This window comes from Streptomyces sp. NPDC017246 (assembly GCF_044331325.1).
Lineage (GTDB): Bacteria > Actinomycetota > Actinomycetes > Streptomycetales > Streptomycetaceae > Streptomyces.
In genome coordinates, this window is record NZ_JBIRMW010000001.1 from 365,415 (window position 1) to 381,855 (window position 16,441).

The following is a 16,441-nucleotide window of genomic DNA, read 5'->3' on the forward strand; positions in this document are numbered from 1 at the left end:
GGGAGTGGGGGAACCCTCCCCGCCCGTACCGAATGGATCGGTTACCGGATGTGACCGTCGCCGGTGACGATGTACTTGGTCGAGGTCAGCTCCGGAAGGCCCATGGGGCCCCTGGCGTGCAGCTTCTGGGTGGAGATGCCGATCTCCGCGCCGAAGCCGAACTGTCCGCCGTCCGTGAACCGGGTGGAGGCGTTCACCGTCACCGTGGTGGAGTCGACCAGCTGGGTGAAGCGGCGCGCCGCGGCCTGCGAGGTCGTGACGATCGCCTCGGTGTGGCCGGAGGACCAGGTCCGGATGTGCTCCACGGCCTTGTCGAGGGAGTCGACGACGGCGGCGGCGATGTCGTACGAGAGGTACTCGGTCTCCCAGTCCTCGGGCGTGGCCGGTACGACGGTGGCCTTGGAGCCCTCCGCGTGGGCGAGGACCCGCTCGTCGGCGTGGACGGTGACGCCGGCCTCCGCGAGGGCGTCGAGGGCCCTGGGGAGGAAGGCGGCGGCGACGTCCTGGTGGACGAGGAGGGTCTCGGCCGCGTTGCAGACGCTGACCCGGTGGGCCTTGGAGTTGATCAGGATCTCGACGGCCATGTCGAGGTCGGTCTGGGCGTCGACGTAGACGTGGCAGTTGCCGGTGCCGGTCTCGATGACCGGGACGGTGGACTCCTCGACGACGGTCCTGATCAGGGAGGCGCCGCCGCGCGGGATGAGGACGTCGACGAGGCCGCGGGCGCGCATCAGCTCGCGGACCGATTCGCGGGACTCGCCGGGGACGAGCTGGACGGCGTCGGCGGGCAGCCCGGCGCCGCCGACGGCGTCGCGCAGGACCTTCACCAGGGCGCTGTTGGAGGCGTACGCCGAGGACGAGCCCCGGAGCAGAACGGCGTTGCCGGACTTGAGGCAGAGGGCGGCGGCGTCGACGGTGACGTTGGGGCGGGCCTCGTAGATGATGCCGACGACACCGAGCGGTACGCGGACCTGGCGCAGGTCGATGCCGTTGGGGAGGGTCGAGCCGCGGACGACCTCGCCGACCGGGTCGGGCAGCGCGGCCACGTCGCGGACGTCGGCGGCGATGGCCCGGATGCGCTCGGGGGTGAGAGTGAGCCGGTCGATGATCGCCTCGCTGGTCCCGGCCGCGCGGGCCTTGGCGATGTCCTCGGCGTTGGCCTCGACGATTTCCGCGGTGCGGACTTCGAGGGCGTCCGCGATCGCGAGCAGGGCGTCGTCCTTGGCCGCGCGCGGGAGTGGCGCGATTTCGGCGGCGGCGCCACGGGCCCGGTAGGCGGCCCGGGTGACCGGGGAGAGGTTGTCGAGGGGCGTGAGCGAGGTCATGCCCGCAGGGTACTGGCACCCCTGCGGACATCCCTCACGTATCCCGCACTCCGAGACGTGCCCGCGCTGTTCCGGGACAGCGTGCGGGACGGGCGTCCCGAAGGTCCCGCTCAGTACGGGTGGACGCCGACCGGTGCCGCCGGCGGCGGGCCGTAGCCCTCCGCGATGCGCTGGTGGTAGGTCTCGCGGTCGATGACCTCGAGGCCGACGATCTCCCACGGCGGCAGCTTGGCGGTCTGCCGGTGCTCGCCCCACAGGCGCAGGGCGACGGCCGCGGCGTCGTGCAGGTCGCGCGCCTCCTCCCAGTACCGGATTTCGGCATGGTCGTTGGCATAGCGGCTGGTCAGCAGGAAGGGGTGGTCGTGGGCCAGCTGTTCGAGCCCGCGTCGCACCTCCTTCAGCGGCGACTCCACACCCGACACGCTGAGGGTGATGTGCCAGAGTTTGGACACGGGCTGTTCCTTGGCGCGTGCCTCACGTGCCTCGCGAACCTCGCGTGTCTCGGTGGTGGTCTCGGTCTTTCTCTCCGTGGACCTGTCCCGTGCCTCGTCGAAGTCGGCTCCGGCCTCGACACTGGTCAGGGCGCGTTCGGCAGTCCCTCGGGGCGGTGCCCCTGGGCGCGCTCGTCTCACCGGCGGCCTCCTGTGTGATGCGTGTGGTGCTGTACCCCGCCCTGCTCTTACCCCCGAGACAAAGTTGACCAGCCCGAGGCGGCACTTGGGGCGGTTTTGGTAAACGTCCCTTCCGGATGGCCGCACTTTCAGCCGTTTCGGGAGGGGCGCGAGGGTCAGCGGATGACGACCAGGTCGTCCCGGTGGACGACCTCGCGCTCGTACTCGGGTCCGAGCTCCTTGGCGAGCGCGTGGGTGGAGCGACCGAGCATCCGGGGCATCTCCTTGGCGTCGAAGTTGACGAGGCCGCGGGCGACGGCCCGGCCCGCCGTGTCGCGCAGTTCGACGGGATCGCCGGCCACGAAGTCGCCCTCGACTCCCGCGACACCGGCCGCGAGCAGGGACTTCTTGCCGTCGACGACCGCGCGTACGGCTCCGTCGTCGAGGGTGAGGGAGCCCTGCGGGGTGGAGGCGTGGGCGAGCCAGAGGAGCCGGTCGGCGGAGCGGCGGCCGGTGCGGTGGAAGTACGTGCCGGTGTCGCGGCCGGCGAGGGCGTCGGCGGCGCGGCTCGCGGAGGTGAGGACCACGGGGATTCCGGCGGCGGCGGCGATCCGGGCGGCCTCGACCTTGGTGACCATGCCGCCGGTGCCGACCCCCGCCTTGCCCGCCGCGCCGATCTCGACGTGGGCGATGTCCGTGGGGCCTGTGACCTGCGCGATCCTCGACGTACCGGGCTTGGACGGGTCCCCGTCGTAGAGGCCGTCGACGTCGGAGAGCAGGACGAGCAGGTCGGCGCGGACGAGATGGGCGACGAGGGCGGCCAGCCGGTCGTTGTCGCCGAAGCGGATCTCGTCCGTCGCGACGGTGTCGTTCTCGTTGACGACCGGCAGGGCACCCATGGCGAGGAGCTGGTCGAGGGTCCGGTAGGCGTTGCGGTAGTGGGCGCGCCGGCTGGTGTCGTCGGTGGTGAGGAGGACCTGGCCGACGCGGACGCCGTAGCGGGCGAAGGAGGCGGTGTACCGGGCGACGAGGAGCCCCTGGCCGACGCTGGCGGCGGCCTGCTGGCGGGCGAGGTCCTTGGGGCGGCGGGTGAGGCCGAGCGGTGCGAGTCCCGCGGCGATCGCGCCGGAGGAGACGAGGACGATCTCCTTCTCGCCGCCGCTGCGGACCTTGGCGAGCACATCGACGAGGGCGTCGACGCGGTCGGCGTCGAGGCCTCCGGAGGCGGTGGTCAGCGAGGAGGAGCCGACCTTGACGACGATCCTGCGGGCCTCCGTCACGTACTGCCTTGCCACGTCCGTCTGTCCCGTCACCTGCGTCGCCACCTGCGTCGTCCTCACTCGGCTGTCCCGCGCGCCGCGTGGAGCCCGCCGCGGCTGCCAGGCAATCTACGCGAGCGGGGACGGCTGCCGCTCGTCCGTTTCGCTCCCTGGACCGGAGGCCGCGGGGTCCTGTCCGGCGCCCCGGGGCACCAGGATCCGCTGGGAGATGAGGTAGGTGAACGGGATCGCGACGACGGCCGCGACGAGTGGCGCGATTCTGTCGTCCATTCCGGCCCAGGTGACGAGCGCGTACAGACCGACGCTCTGCACCAGGTAGTTGGTGACGTTGGTGAGGGGGAAGAGGGCGAACTTCTTCCAGGTCGGCCGGGTGCGGTAGGTGAAGTAGGTGTTGAGGAAGAAGGAGCCGATCATGCTGAGGAGGAAGGCGAGGGAGTAGGCGGCGAAGTACGGCAGCCAGGGGTGCAGCAGCAGGTAACACCCGAAGAAGGTGCCGGTGTTGACGCCTCCGACCAGGGCGAAGCGGAATATCTCGGCGAGCCGGCCGCGCCGCGCCGTGCCGGATGCCGTCGCCATCAGTGCTCCCCCTCGGTGGCCGCGACACGGACCCGGGCGGCGGCGGCGTGTTCGGCGGCTCCGCGTCCGAAGGAGCGGTGGGTCTCCTTCACGAGGAAGTGCGGTCGGCGCTTGGTCTCGTAGTAGATACGGCCGATGTACTCCCCGATCAGCCCCAGCATCACCATCTGCACGCCCCCGAGTCCCACGATGATCGCGACCAGGGTGACGTATCCGGGGGCGGTGACGCCCTGGGTGAGGGCGGCGGCGGTGATCCAGATCGCGTACACGGCGGCGAGTCCGCTCAGCATCATCCCGAGCCAGAGGGCGATGCGCAGCGGGCGGTTGTTGAAGGAGATCAGCCCGTCCATGCCGTAGTTGATCAGGGAGCTGAACTTCCACTTCGTCTCACCGCCCTCGCGTGCGGCGTTCTGGTAGTCGAAGGTGACGGTGTCGAAGCCGATCCAGGAGAAGAGCCCCTTGGAGAAGCGGTTGTACTCGGGCAGTGAGAGCAGCGCGTCGACGGCGGGTCGGGAGAGGAGACGGAAGTCGCCGACTCCGTCGGTGAGTTCCACGTCGACCCAGCGGTTGACGGCCCGGTAGTACATACGGCTGAACGCGGAGCGGAGCCTCTTGTCCCCTTCGCGGGTCCGGCGGGCCATGACCTGGTCGTGGCCCTGGTGGTGCAGGTCCAGCATGCGTGCGAGGAGCTCGGGCGGGTGCTGGAGGTCGGCGTCCATGATGACCACGGCGTCGCCGGTGGACTTGCGCAGGCCGGCGAGCATGGCGGCCTCCTTGCCGAAGTTGCGGCTGAAGGAGGCGTACTGGGTCCGGTGCGGGTGCCGGGCGGCGATCTCGCGCAGCTTGCCCAGCGTTCCGTCGGAGCTTCCGTCGTCGACGTAACAGATCTCGTATCCGACCGGAAGGGTGTCGAGCACCTGGCGCATCCGCGCGTCGAAGCGTTCGACGACGTCCTCCTCGTTGAAGCAGGGGACGACGACGGAAAGCCTGGTCATGAACGGTCACTCCAGAGGGATGGGCGAGAGTACGTCCTGAGGGACCGCCACCGAACTCTCCTTCGAGCAGCGCGGTCAGGGTACGGAGCGGCGGTGACCGTCCGGCGTCGCCCGAGTGACCAGCCCCGGTCGGCATGTCGTCCATGCAGCAAAGCATGCGGGGCAGATAGTGATATAGGTGGCATTCTTACCCTTTTGTCACCCATTGAGCCCCGTAGTGACAGCGCCCTGGCGACAGCCGCGCCACGGCGCCGCCACGTCACGCGTCGCCGCCCCATGGCACCGCCACGTCCTGGCGCCGCCCTGTCCCGGCGCCGCCGTGTCATGGCCGCGGGCGCACGGACCTCGGCCACCTGGAGCGATGACCGGTGAGTAGGACGACCCTCTCGGAGCGCGGTGATGCACGGATGGCGGACGGCGACGGACTGGACACCGGCACCTGGGGCGGACTGCGACGGGCGCTCCCGTGGGTCGCGTTCGTCGTCGCCGCGGGCTCCGGGGCGCTGCTCGCGGTCGGCGCCTTCCTCGGTCTGTACGTGCGCCCCACGTCCGACGACTGGTGCGCCCTCTGGAAGGCCCGGGACATGGGGGCCCTCGGCATCACCGCGGACTTCTACCGAACCCAGAACGGGCGTGTCACCAACGCCTTCGTGACCGGGCTGCTCTACTCCGACGGCATGCGGGGTCCGAAGCTGCTGCCCGCCCTCCTCGTGGTCGCGCTCGTCAGCGGCCTGTTCCTGCTCGGCCGTGCGGCCCTGCGCTCCCTGCGCCGAGCGACCCGGCCGGGCGGCGGGCCCGCCGAGCCGCCCGCCGTGCTCCTCGTGGCCGCGGCGGCGCTCGTCTCCGCGCTGCTGTTCTTCGCCGGCACCCGCTCGTACCAGGTACTGCTCTGGGCACCGGCCACCATCTCCCACACCCTGCCGAGCGTGATCGGCCTCTGGACCGTGCTCGTCGCCGTCCGGGCCGCGCGCAGCGGCCTGCGGTGGGCCAGGACCGCCGCCGTGGGATCGGCGCTGCTGATCGGGGCGGCGCTCGGCATGCTGAGCGAGCCGTTCACACTGGTGGGCGGTCTGTTCGCGGTCACCGTGGGCGTTCTCTGTCTGCCCCGGCTCGGCTGGGCGCGGACCCGGTACGTCTCCACCTGGTGCGCGGCGGCCTGCCTCGGGCTCCTCGGGGGCCTCACCCTGCTCTACACCTCGCCGGGCGCGCGCTGGCGGCGGGCCCAGAATCCGCAGGAGCCGATGTCGGCGGCGCAGATCGGTGAGACCTTCCACGACTGGTGGCGCCTCTGGCAGACGGTCGGCGGCCAGTGGGCGTACCTGGGGGCCGTCGCCGTCGGCGTACTGCTCGGCCTGGCCCTCGCGGCCACCGGCCCGCGCCGGGAGGGCCTCGCCCCGAACGGCACCGGCCCCCGGCAGGACGACGGCCGGACCCCCGTCGACGGCGGCACCCCCCGGAACGAAGGCCGGACCCCCGTCGACGGCGGCACCCCCCGGAACGAAGGCCGGACCCCCGTCGACGGCGGCACCCCCCGGAACGACGGCCCGCCTCCCGGGAACGACGGCGGGACTCCCCCGGACGGCGACGCCCCCCGGCCTCCCCGGGACCGTGCCGACCGCCGGGCCTCCTCGGGCCCGGCACTCCCCCCGCGCACGCTGTTCCGTGTGGTGGTGCTCCTGCCGCTGCCGCTGATCGCCCTCGCCAGCCTGGCCGTCGTCCTCGGACTGCGCAGCGGCTACGGAGACGTCGGCTGGACGTACGGCCGCACCTGGACGAGCTTCCTCCTGCCGCTGCTGCTCGTCCTCTGCGCGTACGGGGCCTGGGGCGGCCACCTGCTCGGGCGGCGCCTCCTGACGCCCGGCCGCCCCGCCGGCCGCGCCGCCGCGCTCGTGACGGCCGGCGCGGTCGCCGTCGGCAGTGCGGCCGCCCTGGTGCAGCCGGTCTACACGCTGACCACGGACACGGTGGTACGCGCGGCCGCCTGGGACCGGCAGAACGCCCGCATCCGGCAGGAGGTGGCGGCGGGCGCCCGGGACGTCGCCTACGGGCCGCTCCTCATCGGCGGCCTCACCGAACCCCTCTTCGCGTCCACGTACGCGCGGGACTGGGCGGCGCAGTGCACGGCGAAGTACTACCGCGTGGACCGCGTCCACCGGCCCTGAGACGGACGTCGGAGGGCATGCGGAAGCGGGGTGCCCCGCAGGGGGGACACCCCGCTTCCGGCCGACGACGAGGCCGGACGGGATCCGAGGGGGATCAGACCGTCACGCGGTTGGCGATCCAGCCCTCCCAGGCGGAGCCGATCATGGAGCGGACGTCGTGCTGCGCCTTCCAGCCGAGCTCCGACTCGATGCGCTCGGCCGAGGCGACCACACGGGCCGGGTCGCCCGGACGGCGCGGGGTGACCAGGGGCTCGACGGTGTGACCGGTGATCTCGTTGATCAGGTTCACCATCTCGCGCACCGACACGCCCTCGCCGCGCCCGATGTTCAGGGTCAGCGCGGCCGTGTCGCCGGCCTCGCCCGCCGCGACGAGCGCACGGGCCGCGGCCACGTGCGCGTCCGCGATGTCGGCGACGTGGATGTAGTCGCGGATGCAGGTGCCGTCGGGCGTCGGGTAGTCGTCACCGAAGATGCGCGGGGACTCGCCGGCGTCGAGGCGCTCGAAGACCATCGGCACCAGGTTGAAGACACCGGTGTCGGCGAGCTCGGGCTTGGCCGCGCCCGCCACGTTGAAGTACCGCAGGCAGGCCGTGGAGACGCCGTGGGCCTGGCCGACGGCGCGCGCCATCCACTCGCCGACGAGCTTGGTCTCGCCGTACGGGCTGAGCGGCAGGCACTCGGTGTCCTCGGTGACGAGGTCCACGTCGGGCATGCCGTAGACGGAGGCGGAGGAGGAGAAGAGGAAGCTCTTCACTCCCGCCGCGGCGGCCGCGGCGAGGATGATCTGCAGGCCCGTCACGTTCTCGTGGTAGTAGTACAGCGGCTTCTCGACGGACTCGCCGACCTGCTTCTTGCCGGCCAGGTGGACGATGCCCTTGATCCGGTGCTCGCTCAGCACCCGGTCGAGGAACTCGCGGTCGAGGACCGTGCCCTGCTCCAGGACGACGCCCTCGGGGATGCGCGCCGGGTTGCCGGTGCTGAGGTCGTCGACGACGACGACGCGCTCGCCGCCTTCGAGCATTGCTTTGACGACGTGGGAACCGATGTAACCGGCGCCGCCGGTGATGAGCCAGGTCATTCCGACAGTGTAGCCACCCCCCGGGGACGTCCCCGGGGCCCGGGAAAAGGGGAGGCCCCGCCGTGACCGAGGTCTCGGCGGGGCCTCCCCCACACGCTTCTTTCACACGCTTCCGCCGCACGGGTCGGCCGCAGGCCTCCGCCGCACGCTTCCGCGACACGGGCGTGTCCCGGAGGGTCTAGCGCTCGATCTCCTCGAACGCCGCCTCCCACTGGTCCAGCACGTGCGGCAGCGCCAGGTGCGCGACGTGCTCACGCCCGGCCTTGCCGTACCGCTGGCGCATCGCGCCGTCGTCCATCAGCTCACCGAGCGCGGCGGCGAGCGCCGGCACGTCGGCCGGCGGCACCAGGGTGCCGGAGACACCGTCCGCGACGAGCTCCCGGACACCGCCGGAGACGTCGAAGCTCACACACGGCACACCGCAGGCGGCGGCCTCGGCCAGCGCCATCGGGCGGCCCTCGCGCTCACTGCTGATCGCGACGACGGACAGCTCGCGGTAGGCGGCGGCCATGTCCTGCGCCGTGCCCCGGAAGACGACCTGGTCGGCGACGCCGAGGTCCTCGGCGCGCATCCGGAGCTCTTCCTCCAGCGGACCCTCGCCGAAGAGGTGCAGCTCCCAGCCGTCGCGGCCCTTGTGGGCCTCCGCGAAGGCCTCGATCATCCGGTCGTACCGCTTGATCGGGTCGAGCCGGCCGACCGCGCCGATCTTGCGGGTGTCGAGCGGGGCGAGCTCGTCGGGGAAGAACGGCAGCGGGTTCGGCATGACCCGCACGTTCGGCACGCGCTGGTTCACGAACTCGACCGCGTCGCCCTCGGAGAGCACCAGGGTCTGCTCCAGCACCGGGTAGTGACGCCGGATCAGGCCGAGGTTGGCGCTCCGCTTCGCCTGCGCGAAGGACTCGTGGTACTGCCCGATGCCCTTGAGGTGGCCCCACTTCAGCGGCATGACCCAGTCGACCGCCCACGGCGAGCCGAAGACGATGTAGCCGTCCTCGACCTCGGCGAGCTTCCGCTCGAACTCCGCCCGCGCGTTGTCGCGGTCGGACCGGGCGCGCCGGGCCTCGGCACGCCGCGCCAGGCTCATCCGGTCGCCGACCGTGCGCACGGGCGGCTTGGGCTCGGAGGGGGCCGGGTAGAGCGTCGTGTGTCCGTAGGAACGCGTGGCGTTGTACGGGAACGGCTCCGGGCTGGGCCGGATGCCGATCAGCTCGACACGGTGACCGCGCTCCCCCATGCCCTGGGCGAGGGTGTGCAGCACCCGCTGGGATCCGCCCATCGAGTCGACGTCGATGCCGACGAAGAACACGTTGCGGACAGGGGAGGCCTCAGTCATGGGTGCCGCCTTCGAAAAAAGCATCGACCACCATCTTGCTGGCGTGGCCGGTCTCGTACGAGCAGAACATTTCCTGGAAGCGCGCGTACCGCTGCGCGTGGCGCTCCTGGGTGCCCTCCAGGTCCCGCACGGCGGCGGCGAGGTCCTCGGTGGTCGTCACCATCGGTCCGGGCGCGATCTCTTCGAGGTCGTAGTACGTGCCGCGGTCGCCGCCCTTGTACGCCTCGTAGTCGTCCGTGTAGAGGACTATCGGCCGGCCGGTGTTGGCGTAGTCGAACATCAGCGAGGAGTAGTCCGTGAGGACCGCGTCCGAGGCCAGCATCACATCGTTGATGTCGGCGTACGAGGAGCCGTCGCGGAGGAAGTGACCCAGCTCCGGGGCGATCTTGAACCGGTCGTACGGGTGGGTCCGTACGACGATGATCCACTCGTCGGACAGGTGCGGGGCCAGCGCCTCGAAGTCCACGCGCACCGACTGGCCGGTGCGGCGGGCCGCGTCACGGAAGGTCGGGGCGTACAGCAGGACCTTCTTCTCGGCCGGGATGTTCAGGGCCTCGCGGACGGCGGCGGCCCTGGCCTGCTGCTCGGGCTCGGCCCAGCGCACCAGCACGTCGTTGCGCGGGTAGCCGGAGCGGATCAGGTCGGCCGACACCTCGAAGGCGGGGACGAAGGTCTTCTCGAACTCGGCGCTCGGGCAGACGAGCGCGTCCCAGCGGCCCACGGCGGAGCGGAAGCGCCCCTTCTCGATCTCCGACGCGCCCCGCAGCGAGGGCACGTCGAAGCCCATCGCCTTGAAGGTCTGGCCGTGCCAGGTCTGCAGGTACCGGGTGCCCTTGGGCTTCGGGTACAGATACGGCAGGTTGTGCGAGTCGACCCAGTAGGTGGCCCGGGCCAGCGCACGCCCGTACGCGAAGCTGCCGCGACGGACGAGCGTGACGTCCTTCGGGAAGGACGAGCGGTCGCCGGAGTACGCCCAGACCACGTCGATCGGGAGGTTGCGGCGCTTGAGCTCCTCGTAGATGTAGCGCGGGCTGTCGGCGTAGCCGCGGCCCTCCATCGCCTCGAACACGGCGAGGCTGCGCTTGCGCGGGAGCTTGGCCACGGCGTCGTACGCGGTGGCCTTGCCCTCGTTGCCGACGAGGATCTTCCTGACCTTGCCGACCTTGCCCTTGGCCTTGCGGGCCATGGGGCCGAGCGGTTCGAGCGACTTCAGGACGCCGGACCGCTGCCAGGTCACCTCGAGGCGGCCGGCACCCTTCTGCTCCGCCTTGACGCGCAGGTGGTGGATGCCGAACGTGTGGTAGGTGACGGTGGCACGGAAGTCGGGCTGGTCGTGCTCGGCCAGCAGGATGTCCGTGCGGCGGGCGCCGTCGCGCTCCAGGGCGACCACCGGGTGGCGGCGGGTCGCCACGCCGACCTTGCCGACGGGCACCTTGCGGAAGTCGAGCGCGGCCTCGGAGACGTACTGGCCGTCGCCCTCCGGCCGCAGCGTCAGCGGCACCGTGAGCGGCGTCTTGTGGGCGGCCAGCTTCACCGAGGCCTTGGTGCCCTCGGTGATCAGACCGGCCGGGTCGTACGTGCGGATCTCCAGGTGCAGGACCGGGCCCCGCATCGACACGGAGGTCAGCTCGTGCCGGATGCGGCCGGTGGCGAGCACCTGCTCGCGCATGTACCACTCGCTGATGTCCAGCTCGCTGCGGCTCGCGTCGTCGGCGGGGGCGACGGCGCCCCAGTAGCTGGCCTCGCCCTCGTCCGTGGCGAAGCGCGGGGCGAGCTGCGGCCGGCCCAGCTGGCGGGCGGCGATCTGGAGGTCCTCCAGGCGGCCGGTGCGCAGCAGGTGGATGCAGATGCGCTCCTCACGGGAGAGCCGGGCGTAGGTCTCGTCGGAGATCTCGTCCAGGTACGGGTTCACCACCTCGGCGAACTCGGCGATCCATTCGAGATCACGGAACGGCAGGTCGCCCAGGTACAGACGGAAGTCGTGGCGGAGGAACTTGTAGTCCTTCTCCGCACGCAGCCCCGCGTGGCCGTTCTCCTCGAACCAGGTGTCGATGAGCCGGGCCACACCGATGCGGTCCGCGACGTTCTGGATCTTGTGGCGGCTGGAGGAGATGGAGACGCTCTCCGGGGCGAGGCGCCAGGTGTAGACCGACCACGGGACGACGGCGAAGGTCTCCGCGAGCGAGAACGCCTGCGCGGAGAACAGCTGGTCCTCGTAGTGGATGCCCTCGGGGAAGGTGAGCTCGTTGTCCCGGATGAACGCGGTCCGGTAGAGCTTGTTCGTCGACAGGTGGTCGAAGAAGTACTCGGGGCGCTCGGCGATGCCGTTCACGACCCGCTTCTCGGTGAAGAGGTGCGGGTACCAGAGGCCGGTGGTGTTCGTCTCCTCGAACAGCCGGGTCACCTCACCGGTGACGAAGTCGACGCCGGTCTCCTCGGCGACGAGGAGCAGGCTCTTGCAGGCGTGCCGCGGCAGCTCGTCGTCACTGTCCAGGAACATGACGTACGGGGCGCGCGCGACCGCGATGCCGCGGTTGCGGGGCGCGCTGCAGCCGCCGCTGTTCTGCTCCAGACGCACATAGCGCACGCGCGGGTCGGATGCCTCCAGGGCGCGCGCGACGCGCTCGGTGCCATCGGTCGAACAGTCGTCGGCGATGATCACTTCGAGGTTGTTCAGGGTCTGGTCGAGAAGTGACCGAACCGCTCGCGGGAGCCGTTCCTCATCGTTGTAGACGATGACGACGACGCTCACATCAGGGACGTCGCTAGTCGGCATCCAAGTCCTCTCACAAGTGCGTGCGGCAACATCTGGCACGCGTTCCGGCCAGGCGCGGCGCTGCCTGCGCCATGGTCAATGGCGCACTACTGCCTTCAGTGGTGAAGGGTGCCGCCCCGCTGTGTTCGACGAGCGCCACCCGGCGACCGGAAAGATTACCCGGCAGGAGGAATTGTTCCATACCTGCTCTCCCGGGCCTTCGGTGATGTTCACCGCATCGCAAACAGCCTCTTGAAGCGGCCGGACATGACCTGACGTGCGCCGACCGCGCCGCCCGCGAAGCGCAGGACGAGCCCGCGGCGCGCCGAGGCGACGACCTGGACGAGCAGCACCCGGCCCAGTCGCCCGAGGACCATGCCACGCCGGCCCGCAAACCCCTGCGGGGCCCTGACCTCGGCGTTTCCGGTCGATCCGTCGGCGTACCGCAGCTCGGCGTGGAGCGACCAGGCGGCGAGCCGGCCCGCGCGGAGCAGCTTGGAGGTGGGGAGTGTCACGGTCGCCGTCCAGCCCTCGTCCGCGGGGAGCAGCGGCGCGTCGGCCGACAGTTCGTCCGCCGAGACCCGCTCGGTGAACGCGACACGCACGGCGACGGGGCCGAGTGCGGCGACACGCCCGTACAGATCGTGCACGGTCAGGGTCAGCGCGGTCGACGCGCCGACGGTCACCTCACCGTCCACGGCCACCGGGAGCCCGGCGGGCGCGAGCTCCGCGAGACCGTCCAGCGGTACGTCGGCGGGGGCGGCGGCCAGCACCGGCGCGCCGTCCTCGGTACGCGGGTACGGCGGGACGAGCCGGGGCAGGGGCGCGGACAGCTCGACGAACCGGGTCAGCTCCCGCCCCTCGGGGACGGCGGGGAGCGCCGTGAACGCGGCGTGCAGCCAGCGCGACGGCACCGCGGCCTCGCCGACCGCGGCGGCCTCGAACCCGGCCAGATGGGCGCGGGTGACCGTCCACCAGCCGGCCCGGTAGGCGGCGGTGCGCTGCGGCAGCTCGCGCAGATACATGGGGAGGTCGTAGTCGAGGAACTTCGTCTGCGCCGCGCGGGCGAGCGCGGGCCGTTCCGCCGTACGGAACACCTCGACGACGGCGGCGTGCGCGGCGATGCGGTGCTCCCAGTTGGCCAGGGAGGCGCGGCGCAGCGAGATCGACAGGGTCGCGGCCTGACGTCGCACGTGCCACACGTACACGGGCACGTCGGTGACGGCGAGCCGCGGGGCGGCGGCCTGGACCCGGGCGCTGAAGACGAAGTCCTCGTAGTGGAAGGCGCCGTCGGGGAAGCGGATGGCGTGCCGGTCGAGGAAGTCGCGCCGGTAGAGCTTGTTGACGGAGAGGGTGTCGAGGACGAACTCGGGGTTCTTCTCGACGCCGTCGAGGACGGTGCCGGGGAGCGTGGCGCCCTGGGACACGTCGTACAGCGTGGGCGCCCAGACCGTCTCCCGGCCCTCGGGGAGCTCGCGCCGCACACAGATCCCGGCGACGACGTCCGCGTGCCGCTCGGTGGCGACGGCGAGCAGCCCGTCGACGGCGCCGGGCAGCAGCAGGTCGTCGCTGTCGAGGAAGAGGACGTAGGGGTGGGCGGCGGCGTCCATGCCGTCGTTGCGGGGGGTGCCGCAGCCGCCGCTGTTCTCCGTCCGGATCAGCGGCCTGACCCTCGGCTCGCCCGCGAACCCGGCGAGCACCTCGGGCGTCGTGTCCCCGGAGGCGTCGTCGACGACGAGGACCTCACCGACCGCCTCGCCCTGGGCGAGCGCGGAACGGACGGCGTCGCCGACGTGCGCCGCGTCGTTGTACGCGATGACGACGACACTGACACGCGCGGGGGCCTGCGGCCGGGGGCTCTCACTCACCCGTGAATCCTACGTGGCCCCCGTACGGCCCCCGGATGCCGGAGAACCGACGAGACCGGCCGGGCACCCAGGGTGCCCGGCCGGTGAAAGACGGGGACGGCCGCGCCGGACTCCGTCCGACGGAACGGCGCGCCGCCCGGTCCCGCTAGAAGGGGTCGAACTCGTCGAACTCGCGCTGCGGGTCGCTGCGCTCCGCGTCGCGGTCCCGACGGCGCTGGGCCGCCGGACGCGGGGCTTCGAGGCGGTGGTCCTCCCCGCGGCGGCCGAGCATCTCGGCGCCGGCCATCATCGAGGGCTCCCAGTCGAAGACGACCGCGTTCTCCAGGGAGCCGATCGCGACGCCGTCGCCCGCGCGGGCACCGGCCTTCATCAGCCTGTCCTCGACGCCGAGGCGGTTGAGGCGGTCGGCCAGGTAGCCGACGGCCTCGTCGTTGTTGAAGTCGGTCTGGCGGACCCAGCGCTCCGGCTTCTCGCCGCGCACCCGGTACACGTCCTCGGCCTCGTCGTACACGATGGTGAAGCCCGCGTCGTCGACGGCCTTCGGGCGGATGACGACACGGGTCGCCTCCTCCTTCGGCTTGGCCGCGCGCGCCTCGCCGACGATGCCGGCGAGCGCGAAGGAGAGCTCCTTGAGGCCCAGACGGGCGACGGCGGAGACCTCGAACACCTGGTAGCCGCGCTCCTCCAGGTCCGGGCGGATCATGTCCGCGAGGTCCTGGCCGTCCGGGATGTCGATCTTGTTGAGGACGACGATGCGGGGCCGGTCGTCGAGGCCGCCGTACTGCCGCAGCTCCTCCTCGATGACGTCGAGGTCGGAGACCGGGTCGCGGTCGGACTCCAGCGTCGCGGTGTCCAGGACGTGCACGAGGACCGAGCAGCGCTCGACGTGGCGGAGGAACTCCAGGCCCAGGCCGCGGCCCTGGCTGGCGCCCGGGATCAGGCCCGGGACGTCGGCGATCGTGTAGACGGTCGAGCCGGCCGTCACGACGCCCAGGTTCGGCACCAGGGTGGTGAAGGGGTAGTCCGCGATCTTCGGCTTGGCGGCCGACAGGACGGAGATGAGCGAGGACTTGCCGGCGCTCGGGTAGCCGACGAGCGCCACGTCGGCGACGGTCTTCAGCTCCAGGACGATGTCCCGCGCCTCGCCGGGCTCGCCGAGGAGCGCGAAGCCGGGGGCCTTGCGCCGCGCGGAGGACAGCGCGGCGTTGCCGAGGCCGCCGCGGCCGCCCTGGCCCGCGACGAAGACGGTGCCCTGGCCGACGAGGTCGGCGAGGACGTTGCCGTCCTTGTCGAGGACGACGGTGCCGTCGGGCACGGTCAGGACGAGGTCCTGGCCGTCCTTGCCGGAGCGGTTGTCGCCGGCGCCGGGCTGGCCGTTGGTGGCCTTGCGGTGCGGCGAGTGGTGGTAGTCGAGGAGCGTGGTGACCGCCTGGTCGACGACCAGGGTCACATCGCCGCCACGGCCGCCGTTTCCGCCGTCGGGGCCGCCGAGCGGCGTGAACTTCTCCCGGTGAACGGAGGCGCAGCCGTGGCCTCCGTTACCCGCGGCGACATGCAGCTCGACGCGGTCCACGAAGGTGGTCATGGTTGTGCCTCCATTTACTTGCGTACGGAATGTCTATCTAGTAACACGCGAAAGGCGGACCCGCTTCCCCGTACGGGAAGTGAGGTCCGCCTCCGCAAAAGATCCGATCAGGCGACCGGAACGATGTTCACGACCTTGCGGCCACGGTGGGTGCCGAACTGCACCGAACCGGCCTGCAGGGCGAACAGCGTGTCGTCGCCGCCACGGCCGACGCCGGAGCCCGGGTGGAAGTGGGTGCCACGCTGGCGGATCAGGATCTCACCCGCGTTGACGACCTGACCGCCGAAGCGCTTCACGCCGAGCCGCTGGGCATTGGAGTCGCGCCCGTTCCGGGTGGACGATGCGCCCTTCTTGTGTGCCATGTCTCAGTCCCTCTTACTTCGCAGCCGCGGGGATACCGGTGACCTTGATCGCCGTGTACTGCTGGCGGTGACCCTGGCGACGGCGGTAGCCGGTCTTGTTCTTGTAGCGCAGGATGTCGATCTTGGCGCCCTTGTGGTGGTCCACGACCTCGGCCGTGACCTTGATGCCGGCCAGGACCCACGGGTCGCTGGTGACAGCGTCACCGTCGACAACGAGCAGGGTCGAGAGCTCGACCGTGTCGCCAACCTTGGCAGTGGAAATCTTGTCAACCTCAACGATGTCGCCGACAGCAACCTTGTGCTGGCGACCACCGCTGCGCACGATGGCGTACACGCGGATCTCTCTCTCACTCGGGATCGAAACCTCTGAGGCCAGCCGCTCACACGGACCCGAGGGCCCGCGGCGTTCCGGAATCGGACGAGCGGCCTCTCCCGACGAGCGGGAGGGAAGTTGCTCAGAGGCGCGACGCGTCGATAGACACGCCGACGGTCTAGGTTACGGGCGACGGCC

General features: G+C 71.4%; 13 protein-coding genes. 1 reads left to right on the forward strand and 12 read right to left on the reverse strand.

All coding sequences use genetic code 11. The features are described 5' to 3' along the window. Window positions 1-41: 41 nt before the first annotated feature. The 5 genes from ACH4MY_RS01740 to ACH4MY_RS01760 all read right to left on the reverse strand — a co-directional run bounded on the left by ACH4MY_RS01740 (window position 42) and on the right by ACH4MY_RS01760 (window position 4,787). On the reverse strand, window positions 42-1,325 hold the full coding sequence (locus ACH4MY_RS01740) for a glutamate-5-semialdehyde dehydrogenase (protein ID WP_397996034.1): 1,284 nt from the start codon (window positions 1,323-1,325) through the stop codon (window positions 42-44). A 110-nt stretch (window positions 1,326-1,435) separates the two neighbouring features. Further along, on the reverse strand, window positions 1,436-1,957 hold the full coding sequence (locus tag ACH4MY_RS01745) for a hypothetical protein (RefSeq protein ID WP_397996037.1): 522 nt from the start codon (window positions 1,955-1,957) through the stop codon (window positions 1,436-1,438). A gap of 155 nt (window positions 1,958-2,112) precedes the next feature. Beyond that, on the reverse strand, window positions 2,113-3,216 hold the full coding sequence (gene proB / locus ACH4MY_RS01750; protein WP_397997352.1) for a glutamate 5-kinase: 1,104 nt from the start codon (window positions 3,214-3,216) through the stop codon (window positions 2,113-2,115). 108 nt (window positions 3,217-3,324) lie between these two features. Next, the gene (locus ACH4MY_RS01755; RefSeq protein WP_397996039.1) at window positions 3,325-3,792 is read right to left on the reverse strand and encodes a GtrA family protein; all 468 of its coding nucleotides are present in this window, start codon (window positions 3,790-3,792) and stop codon (window positions 3,325-3,327) included. Then, window positions 3,792-4,787 carry a glycosyltransferase family 2 protein gene (locus ACH4MY_RS01760; protein WP_397996042.1) on the reverse strand — a complete coding sequence of 332 codons (996 nt, stop codon included), beginning with the start codon at window positions 4,785-4,787 and terminating at the stop codon, window positions 3,792-3,794. Before ACH4MY_RS01760 ends, ACH4MY_RS01755 begins: the two co-directional genes overlap by 1 nt. Window positions 4,788-5,155: 368 nt before the next feature. Between ACH4MY_RS01760 and ACH4MY_RS01765 the strand changes: the two genes are divergently transcribed. Next, window positions 5,156-6,949 carry a proline-rich domain-containing protein gene (locus tag ACH4MY_RS01765; protein WP_397996045.1) on the forward strand — a complete coding sequence of 598 codons (1,794 nt, stop codon included), beginning with the start codon at window positions 5,156-5,158 and terminating at the stop codon, window positions 6,947-6,949. A gap of 94 nt (window positions 6,950-7,043) precedes the next feature. Here the strand turns inward: ACH4MY_RS01765 and galE are convergent, their stop codons facing one another. The 7 genes from galE to rplU form a co-directional block, all read right to left on the reverse strand. Further along, window positions 7,044-8,027 carry a UDP-glucose 4-epimerase GalE gene (gene galE, locus ACH4MY_RS01770; RefSeq protein WP_397996047.1) on the reverse strand — a complete coding sequence of 328 codons (984 nt, stop codon included), beginning with the start codon at window positions 8,025-8,027 and terminating at the stop codon, window positions 7,044-7,046. A gap of 178 nt (window positions 8,028-8,205) precedes the next feature. Continuing rightward, window positions 8,206-9,360: a glycosyltransferase gene (locus ACH4MY_RS01775; RefSeq protein ID WP_397996049.1), complete on the reverse strand. Its 1,155-nt coding sequence runs from the start codon at window positions 9,358-9,360 to the stop codon at window positions 8,206-8,208. Further along, on the reverse strand, window positions 9,353-12,136 hold the full coding sequence (locus ACH4MY_RS01780; protein ID WP_397996051.1) for a CDP-glycerol glycerophosphotransferase family protein: 2,784 nt from the start codon (window positions 12,134-12,136) through the stop codon (window positions 9,353-9,355). Before ACH4MY_RS01780 ends, ACH4MY_RS01775 begins: the two co-directional genes overlap by 8 nt. A 209-nt stretch (window positions 12,137-12,345) precedes the next feature. Next, on the reverse strand, window positions 12,346-13,983 hold the full coding sequence (locus tag ACH4MY_RS01785; RefSeq protein ID WP_397996054.1) for a glycosyltransferase: 1,638 nt from the start codon (window positions 13,981-13,983) through the stop codon (window positions 12,346-12,348). Window positions 13,984-14,128: 145 nt separating this feature from the next. After that, on the reverse strand, window positions 14,129-15,568 hold the full coding sequence (obgE, locus tag ACH4MY_RS01790; RefSeq protein WP_397996057.1) for a GTPase ObgE: 1,440 nt from the start codon (window positions 15,566-15,568) through the stop codon (window positions 14,129-14,131). A 107-nt stretch (window positions 15,569-15,675) separates the two neighbouring features. After that, on the reverse strand, window positions 15,676-15,930 hold the full coding sequence (gene rpmA / locus ACH4MY_RS01795; protein WP_030317577.1) for a 50S ribosomal protein L27: 255 nt from the start codon (window positions 15,928-15,930) through the stop codon (window positions 15,676-15,678). Between the two features lie 13 nt (window positions 15,931-15,943). Then, window positions 15,944-16,264, reverse strand: coding sequence for a 50S ribosomal protein L21 (gene rplU / locus ACH4MY_RS01800; RefSeq protein ID WP_015033583.1), 321 nt, complete (start codon window positions 16,262-16,264; stop codon window positions 15,944-15,946). Between the last annotated feature and the right edge of the window lie 177 nt (window positions 16,265-16,441).

Bases quoted from the DNA above. Each gene is read 5' to 3' on its own strand.
- ACH4MY_RS01740 (WP_397996034.1), bottom strand. From the start codon at position 1,325: ATGACCTCGCTCACGCCCCTCGACAACCTCTCCCCGGTCACCCGGGCC.
- ACH4MY_RS01755 (WP_397996039.1), bottom strand. From the start codon at position 3,792: ATGGCGACGGCATCCGGCACGGCGCGGCGCGGCCGGCTCGCCGAGATA.
- ACH4MY_RS01760 (WP_397996042.1), bottom strand. From the start codon at position 4,787: ATGACCAGGCTTTCCGTCGTCGTCCCCTGCTTCAACGAGGAGGACGTC.
- galE (WP_397996047.1), bottom strand. From the start codon at position 8,027: ATGACCTGGCTCATCACCGGCGGCGCCGGTTACATCGGTTCCCACGTC.
- ACH4MY_RS01775 (WP_397996049.1), bottom strand. From the start codon at position 9,360: ATGACTGAGGCCTCCCCTGTCCGCAACGTGTTCTTCGTCGGCATCGAC.
- ACH4MY_RS01780 (WP_397996051.1), bottom strand. From the start codon at position 12,136: ATGCCGACTAGCGACGTCCCTGATGTGAGCGTCGTCGTCATCGTCTAC.
- obgE (WP_397996057.1), bottom strand. From the start codon at position 15,568: ATGACCACCTTCGTGGACCGCGTCGAGCTGCATGTCGCCGCGGGTAAC.
- rpmA (WP_030317577.1), bottom strand. From the start codon at position 15,930: ATGGCACACAAGAAGGGCGCATCGTCCACCCGGAACGGGCGCGACTCC.